This window comes from Pseudoalteromonas sp. CR1 (assembly GCF_019392235.1).
GTDB lineage: Bacteria > Pseudomonadota > Gammaproteobacteria > Enterobacterales > Alteromonadaceae > Pseudoalteromonas.
The window spans coordinates 17102-39591 of sequence record NZ_JAHXRM010000024.1 but is presented as its reverse complement, the minus strand read 5'-3'; the positions used below and the strand labels follow the sequence as shown (position 1 = coordinate 39591).

General features: G+C 38.6%; 24 protein-coding genes and 1 pseudogene. 12 read left to right on the top strand and 13 right to left on the bottom strand.

The features are described from left to right. Nucleotides 1-81 precede the first annotated feature (81 nt). The gene (locus KZZ04_RS17160) at nucleotides 82-1107 is read left to right on the top strand and encodes a hypothetical protein (protein WP_219423427.1); all 1026 of its coding nucleotides are present in this window, start codon (nucleotides 82-84) and stop codon (nucleotides 1105-1107) included. Nucleotides 1108-1141: 34 nt separating this feature from the next. Here the strand turns inward: KZZ04_RS17160 and KZZ04_RS17155 are convergent, their stop codons facing one another. Beyond that, the gene (locus KZZ04_RS17155) at nucleotides 1142-1384 is read right to left on the bottom strand and encodes a hypothetical protein (protein WP_006792318.1); all 243 of its coding nucleotides are present in this window, start codon (nucleotides 1382-1384) and stop codon (nucleotides 1142-1144) included. A gap of 255 nt (nucleotides 1385-1639) precedes the next feature. Between KZZ04_RS17155 and KZZ04_RS17150 the strand changes: the two genes are divergently transcribed. Further along, entirely contained in the window at nucleotides 1640-2089 is a 450-nt protein-coding gene (locus KZZ04_RS17150) for an isoprenylcysteine carboxylmethyltransferase family protein (RefSeq protein WP_219423426.1), read from the top strand. A gap of 111 nt (nucleotides 2090-2200) precedes the next feature. Here KZZ04_RS17150 and queC read toward each other — a convergent pair whose 3' ends face one another. After that, the gene (queC, locus tag KZZ04_RS17145) at nucleotides 2201-2857 is read right to left on the bottom strand and encodes a 7-cyano-7-deazaguanine synthase QueC (RefSeq protein WP_006792320.1); all 657 of its coding nucleotides are present in this window, start codon (nucleotides 2855-2857) and stop codon (nucleotides 2201-2203) included. A 144-nt stretch (nucleotides 2858-3001) separates the two neighbouring features. Here queC and queE point away from each other — a divergent pair, with 144 nt between their 5' ends. Both queE and KZZ04_RS17135 read left to right on the top strand, forming a co-directional pair. Beyond that, complete coding sequence (gene queE, locus KZZ04_RS17140; RefSeq protein ID WP_219423437.1) at nucleotides 3002-3667, top strand: 7-carboxy-7-deazaguanine synthase QueE; 666 nt, start codon at nucleotides 3002-3004, stop codon at nucleotides 3665-3667. A 601-nt stretch (nucleotides 3668-4268) separates the two neighbouring features. Then, nucleotides 4269-4802: a GNAT family N-acetyltransferase gene (locus tag KZZ04_RS17135; protein ID WP_257903661.1), complete on the top strand. Its 534-nt coding sequence runs from the start codon at nucleotides 4269-4271 to the stop codon at nucleotides 4800-4802. 64 nt (nucleotides 4803-4866) lie between these two features. Here KZZ04_RS17135 and KZZ04_RS17130 read toward each other — a convergent pair whose 3' ends face one another. From KZZ04_RS17130 to KZZ04_RS17115, 4 genes are all read right to left on the bottom strand, one after another. Continuing rightward, a complete protein-coding gene (locus KZZ04_RS17130; RefSeq protein ID WP_219423425.1) occupies nucleotides 4867-5220 on the bottom strand; it encodes a 2OG-Fe(II) oxygenase in 354 nt (117 codons plus the stop codon). An 85-nt stretch (nucleotides 5221-5305) separates the two neighbouring features. Continuing rightward, a complete protein-coding gene (locus KZZ04_RS17125; RefSeq protein ID WP_219423423.1) occupies nucleotides 5306-5524 on the bottom strand; it encodes a DUF6500 family protein in 219 nt (72 codons plus the stop codon). A gap of 189 nt (nucleotides 5525-5713) precedes the next feature. Continuing rightward, entirely contained in the window at nucleotides 5714-6193 is a 480-nt protein-coding gene (bcp, locus tag KZZ04_RS17120; protein WP_058404144.1) for a thioredoxin-dependent thiol peroxidase, read from the bottom strand. A 9-nt stretch (nucleotides 6194-6202) separates the two neighbouring features. After that, a complete protein-coding gene (locus tag KZZ04_RS17115) occupies nucleotides 6203-6736 on the bottom strand; it encodes a glycine cleavage system protein R (RefSeq protein ID WP_138530897.1) in 534 nt (177 codons plus the stop codon). Between the two features lie 358 nt (nucleotides 6737-7094). On the opposite strand from KZZ04_RS17115, the gene bamC reads away from it, so the two are divergent. Together bamC and KZZ04_RS17105 are read left to right on the top strand one after the other, a co-directional pair. Then, nucleotides 7095-8153: an outer membrane protein assembly factor BamC gene (gene bamC / locus KZZ04_RS17110; RefSeq protein ID WP_219423421.1), complete on the top strand. Its 1059-nt coding sequence runs from the start codon at nucleotides 7095-7097 to the stop codon at nucleotides 8151-8153. Nucleotides 8154-8218: 65 nt separating this feature from the next. After that, nucleotides 8219-9589: a YjiH family protein gene (locus KZZ04_RS17105; RefSeq protein ID WP_219423419.1), complete on the top strand. Its 1371-nt coding sequence runs from the start codon at nucleotides 8219-8221 to the stop codon at nucleotides 9587-9589. Nucleotides 9590-9620: 31 nt separating this feature from the next. Here KZZ04_RS17105 and KZZ04_RS17100 read toward each other — a convergent pair whose 3' ends face one another. Continuing rightward, nucleotides 9621-9767 carry a DUF2897 family protein gene (locus KZZ04_RS17100; protein ID WP_082653601.1) on the bottom strand — a complete coding sequence of 49 codons (147 nt, stop codon included), beginning with the start codon at nucleotides 9765-9767 and terminating at the stop codon, nucleotides 9621-9623. Between the two features lie 238 nt (nucleotides 9768-10005). Beyond that, nucleotides 10006-10536, bottom strand: a pseudogene (locus KZZ04_RS21380) (acyloxyacyl hydrolase). A 242-nt stretch (nucleotides 10537-10778) separates the two neighbouring features. Here KZZ04_RS21380 and KZZ04_RS17090 point away from each other — a divergent pair. Further along, nucleotides 10779-11372 carry a phospholipid-binding protein MlaC gene (locus KZZ04_RS17090; RefSeq protein ID WP_058404148.1) on the top strand — a complete coding sequence of 198 codons (594 nt, stop codon included), beginning with the start codon at nucleotides 10779-10781 and terminating at the stop codon, nucleotides 11370-11372. A 223-nt stretch (nucleotides 11373-11595) separates the two neighbouring features. Continuing rightward, nucleotides 11596-12933 (top strand): ankyrin repeat domain-containing protein, encoded by a 1338-nt coding sequence (locus tag KZZ04_RS17085; RefSeq protein ID WP_219423417.1) that lies wholly within the window; start codon nucleotides 11596-11598, stop codon nucleotides 12931-12933. A gap of 67 nt (nucleotides 12934-13000) precedes the next feature. Here the strand turns inward: KZZ04_RS17085 and KZZ04_RS17080 are convergent, their stop codons facing one another. Genes KZZ04_RS17080 through KZZ04_RS17060 form a run of 5 tightly spaced genes read right to left on the bottom strand, consistent with a single transcriptional unit; the run spans nucleotide 13001 to nucleotide 16519 of the window. Continuing rightward, nucleotides 13001-13444 (bottom strand): DUF2069 domain-containing protein, encoded by a 444-nt coding sequence (locus KZZ04_RS17080; protein WP_058404150.1) that lies wholly within the window; start codon nucleotides 13442-13444, stop codon nucleotides 13001-13003. Further along, nucleotides 13441-13995 carry an NAD(P)H:quinone oxidoreductase gene (gene wrbA / locus KZZ04_RS17075; protein WP_058404151.1) on the bottom strand — a complete coding sequence of 185 codons (555 nt, stop codon included), beginning with the start codon at nucleotides 13993-13995 and terminating at the stop codon, nucleotides 13441-13443. Before wrbA ends, KZZ04_RS17080 begins: the two co-directional genes overlap by 4 nt. Further along, nucleotides 13995-14342, bottom strand: coding sequence for an arsenate reductase (glutaredoxin) (gene arsC / locus KZZ04_RS17070; RefSeq protein ID WP_058404165.1), 348 nt, complete (start codon nucleotides 14340-14342; stop codon nucleotides 13995-13997). The genes wrbA and arsC overlap by 1 nt, the downstream gene beginning before the upstream one ends. A gap of 52 nt (nucleotides 14343-14394) precedes the next feature. Beyond that, nucleotides 14395-15852 (bottom strand): M48 family metalloprotease, encoded by a 1458-nt coding sequence (locus KZZ04_RS17065; RefSeq protein WP_058404152.1) that lies wholly within the window; start codon nucleotides 15850-15852, stop codon nucleotides 14395-14397. A 1-nt stretch (nucleotide 15853) separates the two neighbouring features. After that, entirely contained in the window at nucleotides 15854-16519 is a 666-nt protein-coding gene (locus tag KZZ04_RS17060) for a hypothetical protein (RefSeq protein WP_138530907.1), read from the bottom strand. Nucleotides 16520-16666: 147 nt separating this feature from the next. Between KZZ04_RS17060 and KZZ04_RS17055 the strand changes: the two genes are divergently transcribed. The 4 genes from KZZ04_RS17055 to pgi all read left to right on the top strand — a co-directional run bounded on the left by KZZ04_RS17055 (nucleotide 16667) and on the right by pgi (nucleotide 22340). Then, on the top strand, nucleotides 16667-16885 hold the full coding sequence (locus KZZ04_RS17055; protein WP_138530909.1) for a hypothetical protein: 219 nt from the start codon (nucleotides 16667-16669) through the stop codon (nucleotides 16883-16885). Further along, nucleotides 16878-17957, top strand: coding sequence for an AI-2E family transporter (locus KZZ04_RS17050; protein ID WP_058404155.1), 1080 nt, complete (start codon nucleotides 16878-16880; stop codon nucleotides 17955-17957). The genes KZZ04_RS17055 and KZZ04_RS17050 overlap by 8 nt, the downstream gene beginning before the upstream one ends. Before the next feature lie 115 nt (nucleotides 17958-18072). Further along, entirely contained in the window at nucleotides 18073-20319 is a 2247-nt protein-coding gene (locus KZZ04_RS17045; RefSeq protein WP_219423415.1) for an aminotransferase class V-fold PLP-dependent enzyme, read from the top strand. A 374-nt stretch (nucleotides 20320-20693) separates the two neighbouring features. Continuing rightward, nucleotides 20694-22340: a glucose-6-phosphate isomerase gene (gene pgi / locus KZZ04_RS17040; RefSeq protein ID WP_219423413.1), complete on the top strand. Its 1647-nt coding sequence runs from the start codon at nucleotides 20694-20696 to the stop codon at nucleotides 22338-22340. Nucleotides 22341-22490 lie beyond the last annotated feature (150 nt).

Sequence of the window (22490 nt, the reverse complement as noted above, 5' to 3'; positions counted from 1 at the left end):
GCTGTGATCTAATTACATAACAAAACACGTAATGTAAACACAGTTAATATCTTGCCCAGTGCGAGTTTATTTGGTTTATTTATGTCAGATAAAAATAGTCACCTAAATACGTTACTCAGTAACGACAAAAAATGGCAACATAGTTACGAGCAGCCAATCCCGTATGCGCCGCTTGTGCAATTAGCGAATAATAATTGGATAGTTCCACAGCATTTTTTACGTTACAAACATACGCTTGAAAGTGTGAACGAAGTGCTCGAAAGTATTGAGTTTTCGGCTCATTTTAGGGTGCTTGCCGCTCAAAAAGGTGATGAGATATACCTTCAAGTTGCGGTACTCAGCCCTGACAACTACAAAAAAAGTGGTAATCAAAATACCGACAAAGCAAAAAAACTGCTTTTTGGTAGACGCTGGATTGTAGAAGAAAACTTACCTACGTCAGAACTTATTCAAACGGCTTTTTTGGCTTTAAAAGTTGCGCGTGAGCACGAAGTGAGAGAGTTATTCCAGTTAAAACAAAATGGTGCAATAAGCACACCGTTTAATAACCATCACGATTTACCTGTCATGGCGCAAAACCCAGAGTTAGTTTTACACACGCACCATAGCGATAATATTACCGATTTGGTGAGCCGCATTGTATTTGCTGATTCGGCTGTTGAACTAACAGGGTATCAAGCCATTACTGACGAGCAACATTTGTATACAGTAAAATTGCATTGTGATGGCGCTCAGTTAAGCGAGTTTAACAATAAATCCATCGCGTTTCTGACTACGGGGTCGTCAAGTAACCATTTTTTACATGGTTTTATCACAGCCTTAGTTAACACGAGCAACGACTATGTGAGCGAGCAATTTAAATATCAAGGGTTTGCCCGATTTAGTAAAAACGTGGCAGTAGAAAACATTGGTAAGTTAAGTATTGCAATGCGCTCCCCCAGTACAGTTGATTTGTGCTCAATGGGTAAGCAAGAAGCCAATCAATTAAACTTTGAAATAGACAGTGGGCGTGCACCTCAAGGGTGTGGACAAGCTATAGGTGGGTTTTTAGCAGCCCATGGAATAGAGCAACCAGAAAATGCCCATCTATATCCAAATTACCTTTAATAAATTTAGCGAACGAGTAAGCGTTTAATAACGCTTACAGTTTATTGATCTCTTGCTTAACGTTAAAGCTTGAGTCAGTCACAATGGCTTCAAGTGTTTGTACACGTTCTCTTAGAGCAACCACTTCTGCTTTTGTTTCGGCAAGTTGTTTATGAGCGTCGCTATTATTGTTTTGCATTTTATGTTTAAACTCTAAATGCTTTTTATACATATCGTAAACCACACCCGAACCCACAGATATAAGCACAATAAGTACAATCATCGTAGTACCAGACATAACTATATTCCTTTTTAATTTTATTTATTAAAGTATACGCTTTCCCCACTTTAGTTAAAGCTGACAATTGTAACTTTATTTGTAAAGAGCTGTACGGTGAAATTAACCGCTTAATACCATGGCTAAATACGTATACACAAATACTTACGTGTGGTGTTCATACTTTATACAGTAACAGGGTTGTTTAATATGAAATTAATCGCCATATAGTTATTAACATATTATTTTATAAACTAATTTTATCAGTGAGTTATTATGCTAAATAATAAAATCCCCCCCGTTATCGTTGTTCTATTTTTTGCAGGCATTATGGCGCTCATAGCGCAATACAGTGTCATTGACTTCACTGTATTTGTTGCCTATTTAGCGGCAAGTTTAGTTATTATTGGGTGTGTAAGTTGTGTTGCAGGTGTAGTGAGCTTTAAGTTAGCTAAAACCACGGTAAACCCAAATAAACCCGAACAGGCATCAAAGTTAGTCACCAGCGGTATTTACCGTATTTCACGTAACCCAATGTATTTAGGGTTTGCATTTATTTTAGCTGGGTGGGGCGTGTGGTTAAGTTCGGTTTGGGCAATGCTAGGTGTTGTTGGCTTTATTGGTTATTTAACGTTGTTTCAAATAATGCCAGAAGAACGTGCGCTTACTAAATTATTTGGTGAAGAATTTACTGCCTACAAAGCACGCGTAAGGCGCTGGTTGTAATTTTTAAAAGGATTTTTTAATTATACGCTGTGTAATTAAATGCTATGCAATAAAAAAGGCTACGTAACATAGCCTTTTTTATTTAAACCTAAATAACTATTTATTTGTTGCTTATTCGTATTCTAAAGGGTCTGTAATATTATTAAGTGCAAATGCTTCTAAACGTTCTTGGCACGCACCGCATTTACCACAGGCCTTTTCACGGCCGTTATAGCACGTCCATGTTTGGCTGTAATCTAAACCCATTTTTATGCCATCGGTTAAAATATCAATTTTGGTGTTATTTAAATACGGGCTAAAAATTTCCACTGCATCGTAGTTTGCAATACGACATACATCATCCATTTTTTGCACAAATTCAGGACGGCAATCGGGGTAAATAGCATGATCCCCAGAATGAGCACCGTAATAAACTTGGCTTGCTTTAAGTGATACCGCGTAACCAACAGCAAGCGAGAGCAAAATCATATTACGATTTGGCACAATCGTGCTCTTCATGCTTTCTTCTTCGTAATGACCTTCTGGCACGTCAATGTTATCGGTTAACGACGAACCACCAATAAGCTGATTGATAGCCGAAATATCCACAATTTTGTGCGGAACATTAAGCTTTTCACACACTTGTGCAGCCACTTTAAGCTCTTTTACATGACGCTGACCATAGTCAAACGAAAGGGCATATACATCATGGCCTTGCTGCAGGGCTTTATTTAATACGGTAAATGAGTCCATACCGCCGGAATAAATAACAACTACTTTTTGCGTCATATCTGTTTTGCTCTTAGTTTTAATAGAGGTTTATATCAGGGCGCGATATACTACACGGCCGCAGCTTAAATAACAATTTTTGCACAGCGCTTTTTCGTCTTTAATAGTAGCAATTTGGCTACTAGGTAGTAAGTGAGATCTCTTTTGTACAAAATTAATGAAGTATTTGAAACCATCCAAGGTGAAGCAAGTTTTACTGGCACACCCTCAATATTTTTGCGCCTGCAAGGCTGCCCAGTCGGTTGCTCGTGGTGTGACACTAAACAAACCTGGGATGTAGACAACGTATACAAAGTATCACTTGATGAAACCGTAGAAAAAAAAGCCGACTCAGATCATTGGGCCGATGCCAGCGCAGAGCAAGTACTCGCGTTATTTAAATCACGTGGTTATACCGCAAAGCACGTAGTAATTACCGGCGGCGAGCCATGCATGTTCGATTTAAACCCAGTATGTAACTTATTACACGATAACGGTTTTACAACGCAAATAGAAACCAGCGGCACGTTTGAAATACTCGCCCCTGAGCAAACATGGGTGACAGTATCGCCAAAGATAAACATGCGCGGCGGTTACGAAGTGCTTACCAGCGCTATGAAGCGCGCTAACGAAATTAAGCACCCGATAGCCATGCAAAAACACGTAGAAGAGTTAGAAGCGTTATTTGCTAAAACAGGGGTTAACCCCAAGCTTGTGTATTTACAGCCAATTAGCCAAAAGGTATCTGCAACCAAATTAGCAATCGACACCTGTATTGCTAAAAACTGGCGCTTATCAATCCAAGTGCATAAGTATTTAGGAATTAGTTAAAGCGCAAAGGCGGCTTTAAGTGGTTAGCTGTAAGCGATAAGCTGCTCGGCGTTAATTTATATTACGTAGATAAAAGGTTGGGTTGAGTGAAACGAAACCCAACACAGCAACTTCAATGCTCACTCTTTCCAAGCACTCTTTCCAAGCACTCTTTATATCAAACTCTAACAAGCTTATTTAAACACGTAGGTCGGATAAGCGAAGCGCCATCCGACAAGGCTAGTTAATTTCTTCCTCGCAGTGATAGCACTTATTTGTTGGCAGGCGATAGCTTGTAGCCGATTGCATTACTTGGTTTTTCTTACACTTTGGGCAGAAGTAATTAATAACATTAACAATTAGTACGATTGCAAAAATAAAACCGCCAATATAAAACGGGTTTGCATAAAACAGATTACTTGCCGTCGAAAACTGAAACCCAATAATACATGTGATCAAAGCCACTAAATACGCTTTAAACCTAACTGCTTTTTTCAAATTTAAATCCTTATATTTTGTTCTTAATATGTTTTTATCAAATAGGTTGGTGTTTAGCCATACAAAGTTCTATTTTATATGAGCTTTTTGAAAGTGTTTCACTCAATGAATATGGAGATTATAAATGGGAAAGGAATTGCAGATAACAATTTCAAATGATGTAAAGCTTACTCCTTTATTGATTGGTGATGCGAACGAGATATTGAAACTGGTGAATTCAAACCGTGCTAATTTAGCAAGGTTTCTTTATTGGGTTAAAGACGTAAATGATATCGCGTCTGCTCAAAAATACATCTCTGACAGGATAAACAGTGGGCAACATGGTGCGCGCTGGTTTAAAGTACACTTTAAGGGTGATTTTTGTGGTGTATTTGCCGTTAAATCAATTTGTTCTGACTCTGCTGTTGCAGAGTTAGGTTATTGGTTGAGTCAAAGTACTCAGGGTAATGGGGTTATTAGTCAAATTATTTCAAAAGCTTCAGAACTATTGGCGGATACTCATACTCAATTTATCGAATTTAAGTGTTTAGAGAAAAACGCGGCAAGCATAAACATTGCATTGAAGTCGGGCGCATTGATAGTGGATGTTATACCTAATTTTGCATTTGCCGATAATGTATGGCAAAACCTGAATATATACAGATCGATGTTAAAATAGAAATGTATACATAATGACTTTCATCAATAGCCTAATTATTAAGGTTGCAAAACATAATTTTTGACTAAGTATTCTTTATCCAGCCGATACTGAGTACATAACGGTTACCTTTTTCTATTTTCGATACTTGGTGCTCGCAGATATCAGGACGAAATAACTTGATTCGTTTTGTTTCAAATAGGGGGCTAGCGCAAATAAACTCTCCGCCTATATCCGCTTTTTTTAAAACAATATTTAGTCTGTAATGATGACCATCTTTAACATGATCAGTGTGCGGTGGTATTTCACTTCCTTTTGGAAACTTTAATAAATACACATCAAACTTTATGGGCCAAAATGCACCACAAAGCAGCATTTTATCATAGCCTGATTTTTGCCTGCCTCGTGACCATCGAAATAGCTTTTTTACAAAAGACATGCACACTCCTTGATTTAGAAACTTTAATTCGCGCTTTTAATTGTTGCTTAAAGCATTATGCACATCGAATATGAGCACTTGGGGCTTATAAATTAGCGAGCACCATTTGTTTTATTTTATGAGCTTTTACAAAGTGATCTAATTGATGGGTTTGAATCCACCAAGTAGCAGCTTCCATTAAAAGTTCAGGATTGTTGTTTTTATTAGCAAAAAAAGCATAGAAAGACAGGCCTACATTATCACCTTTACTGGCAATTTTTTTATCACACACTTCAATAATTTTAGTTCTTAATTCTGGTCTCATAAATAAGTAACCTAATAGATCGTATTGGGGAAACAAAAAGGGACAAACTGTAACTTCAAATTCAAAACTAGCAATTGTTTATTTATCTCTCGAAGATACTTTATTTAACCTGGATATTTAGTAAATAACATAAAAAAGCGCTGCTCTAGGGCAACGCTTTATGTATTTTTTTGGTCGTTATTTTCTAACTTATTCTGCCGCCAAATAATCAAGCACCACTTGATGATGATCTTTGGTTTTAAATTTATCAAATAAGTGTTTAATTTTACCGTCTTGGCCTACTAAAAATGTAAGGCGGTGAATACCATCGTATTCTTTACCCATAAATTTTTTGTAGCCCCATACGCCAAATGCTTCTGCAATGGCGTGATCTTCATCGGCTAGTAAATCAAAGTTAAGCTCTTTTTTAGTTTCAAAGTTTTTAAGGCGCTTAATTGGATCTGGGCTAATGCCTACAACACGCGTGTTAAATTTAGCAAGCTCGTCTTGTTGGTCGCGCAGGTTTTCTGCTTGTACGGTACAACCCGGAGTAGAAGCTTTAGGGTAAAAGTACACAAGTACTTGTTGTTCTTTTAACAATTCACTTAAAGTGATTGTTTCGTCGTTTTGGTTTTGTAAGCTAAAAGCGGGTGCTGTATCACCTGCTTGTAATGGACTAATTGTGTTCATGCTATTTCCTTAACGAATGCGTTTAAAAATATAATCTACGTTTAGGGTATGAGAAAGGCTCTCAAAACTAATTTTAAATTTATCTATGTCTACATCTATTGGGATATTAAATTCTACTTCACAGCGCATTTTTGTGTCAGTTTCTTCGTTAAACGTATCTGACTTTAAAGAACAAATGCTGATGTGGTTATCGGCAAAAAAGCGTGTCACTTTGCTTAGTGTGCCCGGGGTGTCTATACCTGTGTATTCGAGCGTATAGCCGGCACAAAACTCGCCAGGGGTATGGCTTGTAGTGCGTTTCATCATGGTTAGCAGGCCAAGTTCCATTGCCTTGGTTGGTAACACGTGTTCAATGCGGCTTATGGCCGACATGTCACCCTGCAATAACATTATAAAGGTAAACTCACAGCCTAAAATGGCAATGCGGCTGTCTATAATATTACAGTGGCAGTCGCTGACTAATTGCGTAAGCTCACTGACAATACCCGGCCTGTCTTCGCCTATAGCGGTTAACACAATTTGATGATTTGAAAATGCAGTCATGGGTTAAAATACCTAAGTTACAAGGGTTATAACAACGCAATGGATAACACTACTAAATACACTCGAGGACTTGCTCGGCGGCGAAGTTTAACACAAAACGGTGTGTAAACTATAATGCGGGCTAATTAAGCGCGTTTAAAGTACGGTGTTTCTTGTTTTTACTGGCACAGGAAAGTACCATAGCTAAAATTTGCTTATTTGCCCTTAGTTTTTTCTAAGTTGAGGTGCTGAACTTTATTGCAATTAAGTAGCCAAATAAAAATGTAAAGTTAATATTGATTTTACACTGAACCAAATCGGCATAACCCACTCATATATTTGTTAAAACAATTAAAGGGTATGCTAAGGAGAAATATCTGTGCAGTATTGGATCCCAAAAGCACTTGCAGTAAGTGTATTGGTAAGTTTATCAGGGTGTAGTGTATTTGTTAACGATGCGCATAATGAACGTAATTACCGCGCATATGAACCAGTAAAAGCGCCAGCGTCTTTATCTCAGCCGGCTCAGGATCCAGTTTATAAAATGGAAGTAGGTCAATATAACAATAATCCAGACGCAACCAACTATCGTCCACCAGCTCAAGTACTCACTGTAGCAAAAGGCAGTTGGGTCGAAGAGGCGGATAATTTAGCACGCGTATATTTTGATAAAAACGATGGCATTGTTGATTTAGATGACTTTATTTGGGATTCAATAAATGCTGTTTTAGCTGAAAATAACACCGCTACAACCAAAGAAGACAAGTTACTTGGTATTATTGAAACCGATTGGTACGCAATTATTAAAACCGAAGAAAGCTGGTTGTGGGGCGATGAAAAGAACGATGACCTCCAACGTTTTAGATTTTCTATTGAAAAAAAATCGCATGAACGTACAGCCTCTTTACGTGCTGAATTAATAGATTTTAAAGGTGATACAACACTTACAGACTTGCTTAAGCAGCAACTAGAAGTGCGTGCACTTAACCAAGTTATTACTGAATTTGATTACCGCTATCGCCAACTTGAAGTTGATATGCGCAAGCGCCAAGGTATTATTTCTTTAGAAATGGGCTTTGACAATAAAGGCAATGCAGCACTGGTTACTGAGCAATCTTACGATGCGGTATTTGATCGTTTTTCAGGCTTTTTAGAGCGCTTGTCGTTTACTATTGTTGAAATAAATCAAGACACAGGTTTAATTACCGCCGATTATAAAGCACCAGAGAGCAGTATGTGGGATTCGATTTGGGGCGACGATTTTGCGCAATTACCAATTGATGAAGGCCAATACCAAATTTTAGTGAGTAAAACCAAGCAAGGTGGCACAAGCTTAACCTGGATGGACGATAAAGGCGAAACGCTTGAGCCAGGTACCATGAATGGTTTACAGCAAGCACTAGAAGCAGCACTTATTAAGCGCGGCATTAAAATATAAATAATAATACGTTTTACCACAAAAAGAGCGCTTAGCTCTTTTTGTGGTTTTTATAGGTTAAAAATATGTCTCAATTATCAACTTCACCTCAGTACGATTGGCGTACTTGGTTTGCGTTCCTTGTGCCTTCGTTAATTGGTGTGTTTTTGTTTATGACGCCGGTGTCAAGCGGTGAAGCAATGACCATACCTATTGCAATGATGGCTAAAGCCATGCAAGTGTTTTTTGCAGATACAGCACAGGCCATTATTACAGCCATAATTTGTATAACGGGTGTATCTTCATTCATTATCAGTATTTTTAAGCCTCACTTTATTTGTAAAATACCACTGTTAAATCATTTATTTAACGTTAGTTGGATTTGGTTAGTTACGCGTTTATTTGGTACAGCATTTGTATTAATGACCTATTTAGGCGTGGGGCCGCATGCTATCACGTCCGAAAATACAGGGGCACTGGTACTAAACGACTTACTTCCTGTGTTGTTTTCGGTGTTTATACTGGCAGGGCTTTTGCTCCCTTTGTTACTTAACTTTGGTTTGCTTGAGTTGGTAGGCACGTTATTAACTAAAGTAATGCGTCCGTTATTTGGCGTGCCAGGGCGAAGTGCCGTTAACTGTGTGGCATCGTGGTTAGGTGATGGCAGTGTAGGAATATTAATGACTGCGCGCCAATACGAAGATAAATACTACACACAACGCGAAGCTGCTGTTATTGGTACTACATTTTCTGCTGTTTCAATTACGTTTTGTTTAGTGGTTATTGGCCAGGTAAAGCTTGAGTATTTATTTGCTCCGTTTTATTTAACGGTGTGTTTAGCAGGGATTACGGCTGCTATTATTGTGCCGCGCTTGCCACCGCTTAGGTTTAAAAAAGATTTGCTTATTGATGGCTCAGAGCCTGACGCAAACGCAGAGCTGGTGCCTTTAGGTAAATCATTAGTGGGTCATTCTTTAGATATAGCGCTGGCCAAGGCAGATAAATCGCCGGGCGTAGTGGGGACATTAAAAGAAGGCGTACACAACGCACTTGATATGGTATTTGCTGTGTTACCCGTTGTTATGGCCGTGGGTACATTTGCATTAATTATTGCAGAATATACGCCGCTATTTCAATATTTGGGTATGCCGTTTATTCCATTTTTAGAGTTGTTGCAAGTACCTGAAGCTGAGGCTGCAGCACAAACAATCATGGTTGGTTTTGCCGATATGTTTATCCCTTCTATCCTTGCAGCTGGGACTATTGAGAGTGATGTAACACGCTTTATTATTGCTGCTATGAGTGTGACTCAGCTTATATACATGTCTGAAGTGGGCGCGTTGTTGTTAGGAAGTAAAATTCCAGTAAACATCGTTGAGCTGTTCGTTATATTTATTCTCAGAACGCTAATAACATTGCCGATTATTTCGTTAATGGCACATTGGCTAGTTGGTTAAGCTTATTATTTAAATTAAAAGCCCTGATTTATCAGGGCTTTTTTGTGTCTTGCTTGTTTTTTAAGTGCGTGTCTGATTTCTTAAATTCCATATTAGCACTGTGTTTTATTAGGGCAATATTGCCTATCACAACGCCAAATACCATCACTACAATGAGTACTATTTGCCATGTTTGCATATTAATTTCTCATTTTTATTTTTTGGCTATTCTACTTTTTTAAACTGTAATTACCAGCAAAAACATCAGTTGGGTAGTTTACCTATTCGCTATAAAATTTAATGATTGTGAGCGGCTAAACGTGTCGCTAACTGCGTTAAAAACTCTCTTTTAAAGTAACTATATAGCGACTCTTTTGTTTAGCTATCAACACATTTACCCACGGTTAAAATAGATCATTTAATTAAACGAATGGTTATTAAAAGCGCTTGGCAACCGATAAGGTCATAAAATCAAGTCCGGGGTTAGGTTTTTGAAAGCCCGCATTAGAGTAATGAATAATTCGTAAAGCAATGTGTGTATCGCCTAAGTCAGCAACGAGTCCAATACGATCTTCAAATTGATAATGGCTATTTAGGTTTTTACCACCAAATTGTGTTTCGTCAATGAGTGATACGCCAATGCCAGCTTCAACATAAAATGGGGTGTTATTAAAACTAAACGCTGGAAACTGCAATACAGGCGATATCGCTAATACTAAGTTGGATTGTGAGTGGTGGTTATGCGCAAATTCCCACAGGTTTACACTGGTTTCGATTTAAAAACGGGCATCTCCAACTAAGTTTTGCATTTTTGGCATATGGTACTAATAGGCTAATTTTATGCCATTTATATTGCCAGTGCCTTTAAGTACATCGACTGCGTAGCCATGGCTTGATTGTGCTAATACTGTGTTATTAATAAAAAGTGAGGCGATTAATAAAGTAATTATTTTAAAGGAGGTTTTCATGGCTGCTCGCTGATAGTTGATTTATCGAAAAAACAGATGATGAGGGTGGGTAGGTTGTAAATTCAAGACGAGCGAAAACAGGGATGTATACTGCGTGTTAACAGGTTTTATTAACTTATTGAAATTTAGTCACTTAATTTATTGGTGCTTTTTAGGCATTAATAAATTGCTTATTTGTGCCTGTTTTATTGCGTATGAATGACGTAAATTAGCGTTATCTTAATCACACAAACAAACATATTATGAAACTTATTAAACCATTTTTAATTGCTATCGCACTTTTAAGCACATCGCTTTATGCACAAGCTCAGCAATCACCAGATATACTTTTAGAGTCTGTTGCAGACACCCTTTTTGCCGATATAGGTAAGGTGAACAGCAAAGGTAATGCCAGTAAAATTGAAATGTCGGGAATTGTTGAAAAACGTTTAATGCCACACATTGATATTAAGTTTGTGTCTTTTAAATTATTAGGCAAACACATTAAAGGCATTGAGCGCCAACAAGCGGTTGATTTTATTGACGCGGTTGAGCATTACTTGACTGGTACATATGCCGGTGCATTAATGAAATACACAGGCCAAAAAGTGGTGTTTGAGCACAATAATGCACAAAGCGACTCAGAATATGCCACGGTTAATACGCAAATTATAGAGCCTAACGCCCCCACAATTGATTTAAGCTTTAAGTTACGCCTAGGTAAAGACAACCAATGGAAAGTGTACGACATTGTGGCTGAAGGTATTTCGCTTTTAAGTGCTAAGCAAAAAGAGATCATCCAGCGCATTTCAGATGTAGGCATTGACCAAGTAATTAGTGAGTTAAAGAACAAATAATTAATCTTTTTGTGTGAAAAAGATCAAGCCCAGCTCCAACCTAAAAAGCAGCCAAGTAATTAGTTACTTGGCTGCTTTTATATTTTTGATTATTCATCTACTTTGTTCTAGCGTGGCGATCTGGGTGTGCTAGAATATCGCCTCTTTGATTAAGCGTGGTGTCAGCTGAAAGCTGTTATAACCTGACCACTTACCTAAGCTACACTGGAGTTGTGTTGTTTTAATGGAAAATGTACTGATTTGGCCAAAGGAATATCCGTTACTTATTAAAGGCCTTGTAGAGCAAAACGGTGCCTTTATTTTAGATGCATTAGAAGCTTGGCCTGCTTGTCGTTCTACCAATGAAGACGATGGTGTGTGTACCACTGTTTTGCCCCCTATTTATTATTTGGCCTGGTTAACCCCGCTTGAGCCTTTTGAAGAGTGTTATTTCCAACATATTTGTGAATACGACGAAGATGCACAAGCCTATATTGGCGCAATGAAAACTCATTTTTACGATAATGAATATACACCAGAAAGCTTAGTGCTTTTGGTGTGCCAACGTTTAGAAAAATACGCAAGTGTTGCTGCACAAAATGCCGTTGAAACACCACTTTCATTATTAAGTTTATTTTTTAGTAAACGCTATTTTACATTGATTGAACATGCGTTAAATAATGGCAGTAAGCTCAGTGCTGTTGATGCGTTATCGCTTTGGAAAGAAGTTGATTTTAGAGATCGCTTAAGTCACTTTATACCAGAGTCAATTGCTGACCTAGCCGTGTTAAGTGAACTTGCAAGTGACAAAGTAGCAATGGGTAAAGACTATTTTACTTTATTAAAACAAGTGTCGCCTGATGTTGATTCTGTAGTTTTACTTGAGCAAGCATTACTAACACATTTGCGTAAAAAAACGGCTAAGCAAACAATGGCTATGCGTTTTATTGAGCAAGGAGCAACAGGCACATTAGCTGATGAAAACGGTAAAACTGCATTTATGTGGGCGGCAGAGCGTGGTTTTGTAAACGTGGTGCAAACCTTATTACCTCAGCAAGATAAAAAAGCGTCAGATAGCTTGGGTAACACTGCATTGCATTATGCTGTACTCTCTAAAAATGAATCGTTAATGGTGATGCTAATTAAAGCCGGGTTTGATTTTAGAGCGCGTAATAACGAGGGCTTAAGTTGTTATAGGTTGGCTGTGAGTATCAAAGCGCAAAATTTAGTTAAATGCCTAGAGCGTGACTTTGGTATTAAAGAGTTATCGCCAGATGGGCAGTTTGATCGCATTAAAAAAGTACATGTGTTACATGCTATTGTGACGTTATTATTACCTTTGCAGTTATTTTTCTTCTTTGACGAAGCGCTGACCATAAAAAGTGAACTTACGCTTGGTTTAACTATGGTAACGGTGATTTGTTTTTTCTTTGCTATGAGCTTAAAGCGCTGCGCTTTGTATCCACATATAAAACACCCTTGGGGTTTATTTGTATTGAGGGGCTTTTCACTTTTGAGTTTATTAGCTCAGCTTGGTTTAGCGGGTATCGTGACCTTGGCTGCACTGAGTGAATTGGTGTAAGTAGTTTATAAGCAATTAAGTAATGGTTGAAAGCGCGTTTACTAGAGAGTAAACGCGCTTTTTTATTTTATTTATTAAATTCGTTTGCGGCTTTTTCGTCGGCTAAATCTTCTTTCAATTTGCGAATTTTTAAGCCTAACTCTTGCCCGCGGTGTCTTGCATAATAAGTACATCCAATAAACATGAATGATGCAAATAATAACTCTAGCAACACCCAAATTAGCTCATTAGGTGCAACCCAAAGCATGGTTAAGCCATGAATAAAATAAAGCATAACAACAAAGTTTGCCCAAGCGTAGGTATATGTACTGTCTTTAATAATCCCTCTAAGTGGAAGCAATAGAGGAATAATAGGTACAAATAACGACATAATATCGAGCGGGCCTTCTTGAGGCGGAACAAAATACATCCACAATGGCATTAAAATAAGTAGGCCAACATAACCAATTAAAGCAGTACGCTGAAACTTTACGGTTATTGGCTTTTTTGCAGGATGGGTCACTGTGTTCATTGAAGTTTACTCGCAATTTTTGTCAGGCGAATGCCAACGCTTTGGCATATTTTAATTTCGTCTTTACTTAACTGAGCACTATTGTTACTACCAGCAACATGCGTAGCACCATACGGAGTACCGCCAGTTTGTGTGCCTAATAATTCAGGTACATCGTAGGGTACACCAAGTAACATCATTCCGTGGTGAAGTAAGGGTAATGATAAATTAAGCAGTGTGGCCTCATTACCCCCATGCATACTGCTTGACGATGAAAATACACACGCAGGCTTATCAATTAGTTGACCTTTTAGCCACAGTTCGCTGGTGGTTTCCCAAAATGCTTTTGCCTGAGACGCCATCATACCAAATCGTGTTGGTGTGCCAAAGGCCAGGCCATCACACTGTATAAGGTCATCTTTGGTAATAACAATGTCGTGCGGATTTTTAGCTACAAACGTTCTCAGTAGGGCTGTTGCCCCTTGTTGCTCTATTGATTCAGCTATTTCATGGGCCATCGCTTCAACTGAGCCATGGCTCGAGTGGTAAAGTACCACTATGTTTGTGCTCATTATAAAACGCTTAATACGTTTTCTGGTGGGCGACCAATAGCTGCTTTACCATTGTGCTCAACAATAGGGCGTTCAATTAATTTTGGATGCTCAACCATTGCGTTTATAAGCGTGGTTTCGTTTGTTTCATCTTTAAGATTGAGTGTTTTGTACTCGGTTTCTTTTGTGCGCATTAAGTCACGAGCAGAGCTAAAATCAAGTTGGTCTATCAGTGTGCTTATTTGATCATGAGTTAAAGGCGTTTTTAAGTACTCAACAACGGTGGGCTCTATTGACTTGCTTTGTAAAAGGGCAAGTGTTTCACGCGATTTAGAACAACGCGAATTATGATAGATAGTAACAGACATAAAAGTTTCCATAGTGTGAATTGCCTCTATTTTAGGGCAACAGCTTGCAGAATTAAAGCCTTGCAAGCTCTTTTTGTAAACGGCGATACTGGGTAAGTAATGCCTTTAATCGCTGCTGTTTTATTAGCTCTGTTGATTCTACGAAGTTAAGCGCTTTTTGGATTTCATCAGCGGCTTTCATGTAGGCACCGTATTGCGATAGCACGTCAGCGTTTGCCTCGTGATAGGCCGCCAATTTGTCTTGTTTTTTGTAGGCGTCAGCAAGTAGCTCCTTACCTAAGCTGTGCTCTGGTTTTTCTAATAAAAAACCTTTAAGCACGTTTTCGGCAAGTTCGTATTGCTTTGCCTCTAGTGCTGCATTTGCATAGTTGAGCGTAATTACTTGATTGTTAGGACGGTAATTATGAAGTTCAGCTAAAAATGAAACGGCGTCGTCTGCTTTTTTTTGCGCTATGAGTAAATCAGTTTGCGTATCAATATAAAATAAATTTTTAGGGTCGTTTTTTAATAGCTTACTTAAAATAGAGTCTGCTTCGTCAAGTTTTTCTTGGTCAAGTAAGCTTAACGCTAAACCATAATTAAGGGCTGTATTACTGTAGCTGTTTTCGCGAAGTAATTTTCTAAATAAGGCTTCAGCGTTTTCTGGTTTGTTGTCGTAACGCGCGAGTACTCGGCTTTTAGCAAGGTTAAATTCAAGGCTTGCAGGTAGGCGGCGCATTGGATACTGCTCTGCACGAAGGCGCACGTCAGACACTCGGCTTTCTGGAAGAGGGTGAGTGAGTAAGAATGCAGGTGGCTTATACTTATAACGAATTTGTGCAGCCAGCTTAGTTAAGAAGTCGCTAGATGCACGTGCATCAAATCCTGCATTGTTAAGTGTTTGCATGCCAATTCGATCAGCTTCTTGTTCAGCAGAACGGCTGTGCGTTAATTGGCTAAAAGCAGATTGTGTTTGGCTTGCTGAAATAATGGCAATACCAGCATCTGGGGCAACAATAGTCGCTAAAATGCCGGCTATCATCCCCGCTATGGTCATTGCACTGTTATCTTGCTGTTGCTGGATCCTACGTGCTAAATGGCGCTGAGTAACATGGGCGATTTCGTGACCAAGTACAGATGCAAACTGACTTTCGCTATCGGCTTGTGCAATTAGCCCTGTGTGAACGCCTACATGTCCGCCGTAAAAGGCAAATGCGTTAATATCTGAGTTATTGATCCAAAAAAATGAAAACGGAAAACGAACATCGTTCGCGTTTGCAACGAGCTTTCTGCCAATGGTGGTTAGGTATTCATCTAATACGGGGTCGTTAATAATTGGTGAGCCGCCGCGAATTTGCATCATCATCACTTCCCCAATCGCTTGTTCTTTTTCGAGGGGGAGTACCTGTAATGCAGAAGTTCCTAAATCAGGAAGATTAAAATTAGTTTGCGCCTTTAATGGCTCACTTACTAAAAGGCTAAATGTAAGGACGGCACTGCATAAAGAGATAAAGGCTGATTTTAGCTGCATCTTATTCCTTGTTTATTGGCTCGCCAATGGCAATTTTGGCTATGTCTATTTCGTCACTGCTTGCACGGCTGTCTTTTTCGCACAATTGGTAGAGTTCTTTTATTGAGACTCCATCAACCTTTATTACGTTCAACTCTCGCTGTAAAAAAGTAATAATTTTATGAACAACTTTGTGTGAGTGCAAAATAAGGGCTTTATCGGCTTTATCACCGCGTTCAAAGTAAAAACCAATAAACTTATGTAATTGATTTAACCTTAATAGTACTTTCATTGAATGCGGATCCCACACTCTAAATTCCATAAAGCGGTTATCTTTTATGTATTGGTCAACAACAATATCTTTTGCGTAGGGCAGTGCCCACAGCTCAAAGCCTCGGTCTGTAAATACCTGATGTAACGCAATTCGCGGTTTATGCTTGGTGTGGATCTCACCTAAGTCGTCCTCAAAGCCGTCGAGTATGTCTAGATTCCAGTTACGTCTGTCTATAAGTTGTTTTACGGCGTTATCAAATCCATGCTCTAAAACACCTTCAGACTCGCTAACCGAAGAGGCAACTAAATGATAAAAAGGAGGAAGCTCCCCCCAATTTATTTGTTTTTTAAACCAATTAATCTCTTTGAGTGTTGGATTACTTGGTAGATGCGCTTTATTATGCGTGCGAGACATTAACCTGTCCTTACTGCTAACTATGTATTACAGAATAAACCATAGCAGGCGTTGTTTTAAGAAAAAGTTACATTTGTTGATGTTTTTAGACTATTAACACACAGCAATGCGACTTATTATTCATTTTAATAAATCGGTAAAGCGAGTATGTTACACCAAGATTTACGAAGTTATAGATGTCCTCAACAGTTTGTTCAGTTTAAATTAGGGCTACATGAAGCATTATCTACACAGCAAACCATCACTTTTAGTGTAAATAGTGATGAGAGCATGGATGATATTGAGCGATATTTAAAAAAATATGCTTACAGTTACAACTTAGATAAACAACAAGGTTTATTATTAGTGGAGCCATTACGTGTTTGAATATATAAAAACATGGTACGAAAGAAAATTTTCTGATCCTCATTCGGTCACCTTATTATTTTTACTACTCGTTTCTGTTGCCTTACTTTACTTTTTTGGCTCGTTAATTGTGCCGGTTTTAGTGGCATTAGTTATTGCTTATTTACTTGATTGGCCAGTTGTTCACTTAGAGCGTCTTGGTTTACGCCGTTTTACTGCTACGGTGATCGTAATGCTTATATTTACAGGCATTATGCTCACTTTAATTTTAGTGATTGGTCCTGTTCTTTGGAAACAAACTAGCAATTTAGTACAAGAAACCCCTCATATGTTAGAGCAAGGCAAGTCATATTTGATTGCCTTACCAGAGCAATACCCAAGTTTAATTAATGCCGACCAAGTACAAGGGATTGTTGCTACAGTTGAGGCTAAAGTTATTGAGTTTGGCCAAGTGGTTTTATCGTTTTCGTTAACGTCGTTAAAAGATGTTGTAGCGTGGCTAATTTACCTAGTGCTTGTGCCGTTGCTGGTGTTTTTTATGCTTAAAGACAAGCTGGAATTAACGGGCAGTGTGGCTAAATTAATTCCGCAACAGCGTCGTTTAATATTGCAAGTATGGAACGAAATGAACCAGCAAATTATGAATTACATTCGCGGTAAAGTGTTTGAAATTTTAATTGTAGGCGGTGTTTCGTTCATTGCGTTTACTTTTTTAGACTTGCGCTACGCGGCCTTGTTAGGCGTTTTGGTTGGGTTTTCTGTGTTAATTCCGTTCGTTGGTGCTGCGCTTGTGACTATTCCGGTTGCTGCCGTGGCGTTATTCCAGTTTGGATTAGAAACCCAGTTTTGGACGGTTTTAGTTATTTATGGAATTATTCAGGCTCTCGATGGAAATGTGTTAGTTCCCTTATTGTTTTCAGAAGCCGTTGACTTGAACCCGGTATTTATCATTGTGGCTGTGCTATTTTTTGGTGGCTTGTGGGGCTTTTGGGGCGTGTTTTTTGCTATTCCTTTGGCCTCGTTGGTTAAAGCATTGATTACAGCGTGGTCTTCAACGCAAGAAGAGCTAAATAATAAACTGACAGAAGGTTAGTTCAAAAAGGCATAGAAAACGCACCGTCAGTACTAATTGATTATTACTCAATACGTCTAAAGTTATGTAATATTGGTAATAAGATATATCTTTTAGTAATAAGGTCCGTTTTTAGATGTCTGACTCTTTATTAAACTCTGAGCAAGTTTACCTTGATGCAAACGCAACAACGCCTGTGTTGCCATGCATAGCCGATGTGGTTTCTCATACAATGCAAATTTGTTTTGGTAACCCTTCAAGCCCTCATATTACGGGTATTCAGGCCAAGCATTTATTAGAACAAACCCGCGAAAACGCACGTACTGTGATTGGGGCAATAGAGGGAGATATTTTATTTACCTCTGGCGCGACCGAAGGCATTCAGACCGCTGTTGTATCTACGCTTATTAACGCTAAAAATCATAATATTGCTAAACCCGTATTACTTTACGGTGCCACTGAACACAAAGCGGTTCCTAACACATTAAAGCATTGGAATAGTGTATTGGGCATTCATGCTCAAGTTTTGGCTATTCCGGTGGATAATAATGGCATTTTAGACTTAGCGTTTATCGCTGAACATATACCTAATGCGCTAATGATATGCACCATGGCGGTTAATAACGAAACGGGAGTTTATCAAGATTTAGATGCCATTGAACATACTATTCGTTTTCGTAATACGAAAGTGTCTTGGATGGTAGATTGTGTGCAAGCGCTGGGGAAAAAACAACTCGACCTGAGCGCCACCACAATAGATTACGCGCCTTTTTCAGGCCATAAACTTTATGCCCCTAAAGGTATTGGTTTTTTATATATTCGTGCTGGCAGTGCCTATACCCCTTTTATAGCGGGTGGAGGGCAAGAAAGCGGAATGCGCTCTGGCACCGAAAACTTACCTGGTATTGCGGGTTTAAATAAATTGTTTAGTTTATTGCTAGATAAGTCAGACACCACATTTAAATCAATCGATGTGCTTAGTAATTACCGGGCTCAAATAAAAAACGCTATTGAAGAAACATTTGATGAAGTAACCTTTAATCATAGCTTTGAACACTCGGTACCAACAACATTAAACTTTGCTGTAAATGAGTTAACAAGCAAAGAAGTAATTGATTTATTTGATGCCGCTGGTATTCGTGTCAGTGGAGGCTCTGCATGCAGCACGGGCTCTTCAACGAGTTTTGTGCTTGATGCGATGGGAGTTAACCAATGGCAGAGTGAAAATGCAATTAGGCTATCATTCGGTCCCGCTGCCACTGCCGCTGAAATAGCAAATGCGTGTGCATCTATACGTTCATTAAAAACCATTTTGCAGGCTAATTGTTTAATAGTCTCTGATAGTACAACACCTCAACAAGATGTGTGCGCGCTCGGTTTAACGCAGTTTAGGCACCAAGGAGCGTGTTGTTGGTTATATGTAAATGCCGATAAACAAGCAGTTATTATAGATCCTATTGTAGAGCTCATACCGCGTATAGAAAAAATAGCCAATACACAAAACCTGACTATTAAAGGAGTACTTAATACGCACGTTCATCAAGAGCGAAGTTGTGCTGTAACTTTATTACGCAGTGTATTAGCAAGTCGATGCGACGAGATTGCAGTAGATAAACTAGGTTGGCCGAAAAATGCAGCTAATATCGACCTAAATAACGAACGACTAGAAAAAATAGCCACACCGGGGCACAGTGAAGACAGTGTAAGTTATGTTTTAAAAAGTGAAGATAACCACATTAATTATTGCTTTTGTGGTGATCTAATATTACCCGGTGGCTTGGGTAACACTTCTTTAGCTGGTGGCAATGCCAAGGCTATGGCTTATTCTATTTTAGCACTTGCTGAGCAATTAGATGAAACGAGTGTGATATGTTCAGGGCACGATTATTTGCAATGCTTTGCAATGAACTGGGCCGCAGAGCAACAACAAACACCTTTATTAAACCGATTAATAAATCGCCAAATTAGTATTGATGAATTTGTAATTAAAAAACAGCTTAATGATGAGGCAAAAGAAAAATCAAGGTTACAATTATGTGGTTATGTTACTGCGTTGCCTGAGTTAAATATTCAGCAATTAAATTTTGATAGTGCAAAAGCCATGCTCAGTGATAATGACACTTATTTGATTGATACCAGAGAGCCTTACGAACATGGTGCACATAATGTATCGCAACTTTTTCACACTAGCGAAACAAAAACACTTAACATACCGCTTAGTCGTATGGCTAACGCGTTGATGGAAGGTCAGCTAAGTAAACGCGGTAAATACATATTGTTGTGTCGTAGCGGTAATCGCTCAAGGCTTGCTGCTGCTAACCTAATGCAGCTAGGGTATCGAACAGTGTATAATTTAGAAGGTGGTTTGGCATTGAGCCTTTAAAATACAATACTTATAAGGTTTGCATAAAATCGGCTTCAGTAGCCGATTTTTTATTTATTCACATAAATGTCATAATTATTAAAAAAGTACTGAACGTTTAGTAAAATTCACGAATACACCAACTTAACCGATTAAGCTTTGTGGGTGCCTTTGAAATTGCGGGGAAAATAATTTGCAAAATATTTATGATACCGGTGTCAAAAGGTAAAAATTGCGTTATCATCTGCGTATAAAATAGTTAAAGCAGCGCTTATTTTTCGTTTATGGCTACACTATTGGCATTTTATTTTAGTGTATTTAGAACGTGTTAAGCAGTTTTACAACATAAAAAGAATATATAAATCAACCGGTTAAATTTTTTAGAGGATTTTTAAATGTCGAACCGAACGCAATTAGCAAGTTGGCAAGCCCTTGAACAAAGTGCTGCTAAGATGAAACAAACACATCTTAAAACGTTATTTGCACAAGACGGTGGCCGCTTTTCTCAGTTTTCAACTCAGATCCCCGGTGTATTATTCGACTACTCTAAACAATTAATTGATAACGATGTTTTTGCTAATTTAGTGTCACTTGCTAAAGAGTGCGAAATTGCTTCTTGGCGAGATAAAATGTTTAGCGGCGAGAGAATTAACATCACCGAAGAGCGCTCTGTTTTGCATACTGCATTGCGTAACCGTGCGCATACTCCATTAATTGTTGATGGAGAAAATATAACGCAAGCAGTTGATAACGAGCTTGCTAAAATTAAAGTATTTGTAGAAAAAGTACGAAGCGGCCAGTGGCTTGGTTATACGGGCAAAGCGGTAAAAGACGTTGTTAGTATTGGGGTAGGCGGGTCGAACCTAGGTCCTCAAATGGCAACTGAAGCATTAAAAGCATTAGCAGATGACACTTTAAAAGTGCACTACGTATCAAATGCCGATGGTGTACAAATTGCTTCGGTACTTAAAAAAATTGATCCCGAAACAACATTATTTGTTATTTCGTCAAAAACATTTACTACATCAGAAACTATGACGAACGCTAAAACAGCGGTGGATTGGTTTTTAGAAACAACAAAAGATGAAAGCACAATTGCGAAACATTTTGTTGCAGTAAGTACAAATTTAGAAAAAACGGCTGCCTTTGGCATTGCTGATGAAAACGTATTCACTATGTGGGATTGGGTAGGTGGTCGCTTTTCATTATGGAGTGCGATAGGCTTACCCATTGCGCTGTATTTAGGTTATGACGCATTTGAAGAAATACTAACAGGTGCTTTTGAAGTTGATGAACACTTTAAAAATGCGCCGCTTGAGCAGAATATTCCTTTAATAATGGCTTTGTTAAGCGTCTGGAATACCAGCTTTTTAGGGTACACGTCGCAAGCTATTTTACCTTACGACCAATCTCTTCACATGTTACCTGCCTATTTACAACAAGGTGAGATGGAAAGTAACGGTAAGCATGTTAATTTTGCAGGCAAAGTAGTACCGTATACCACGGTTCCAATAATTTGGGGTATGACTGGCATTAATGGTCAGCACGCGTTTTATCAATGCCTGCACCAAGGCAATGTGATTGTGCCAGCAGATTTTATTGCATCTGTTAAACCACAAATAGATGTTGATAAGCATCATGATATTTTATTATCAAACTTTTTTGCTCAAACGGAAGCAATGATGAGTGGTGTTGATGCAGAACAAGTTACAGCCGATTTAACGGCTAAAGGTAAATCGCAGGCACAAATTGATGAATTACTAAATCACAAAATTCATAAAGGAAACCGCCCAACAACATCAATGCTGCTAGACACAGTAGATGCTAAAACGGTAGGGCGTTTAATTGCGTTATATGAACACAAGATTTTTTGCCAAGGCATAATATTAGACATTTGTTCATTTGATCAGTGGGGTGTTGAACTTGGTAAAGGTTTGGCATCTAAGATTGAAAGTGAGCTGACCGATGATAATGTAAATCACGATCACGATAGCTCAACAAGTGGATTAATGGTGTACTACAAGCAACATCGTACGCAGTAAAAAATTTAGCCTACGTAATAGTAGGTAAACCGAGTACCTTTGAACGGGTAGCGCTGGAGTGCTTAGGGTCTGTATTTTTGTGAGAGGAGATACAGAGTCCTAAGGCTCATTTAATAAAGCGTAGATGATAAAAAAACAATAATACATCAT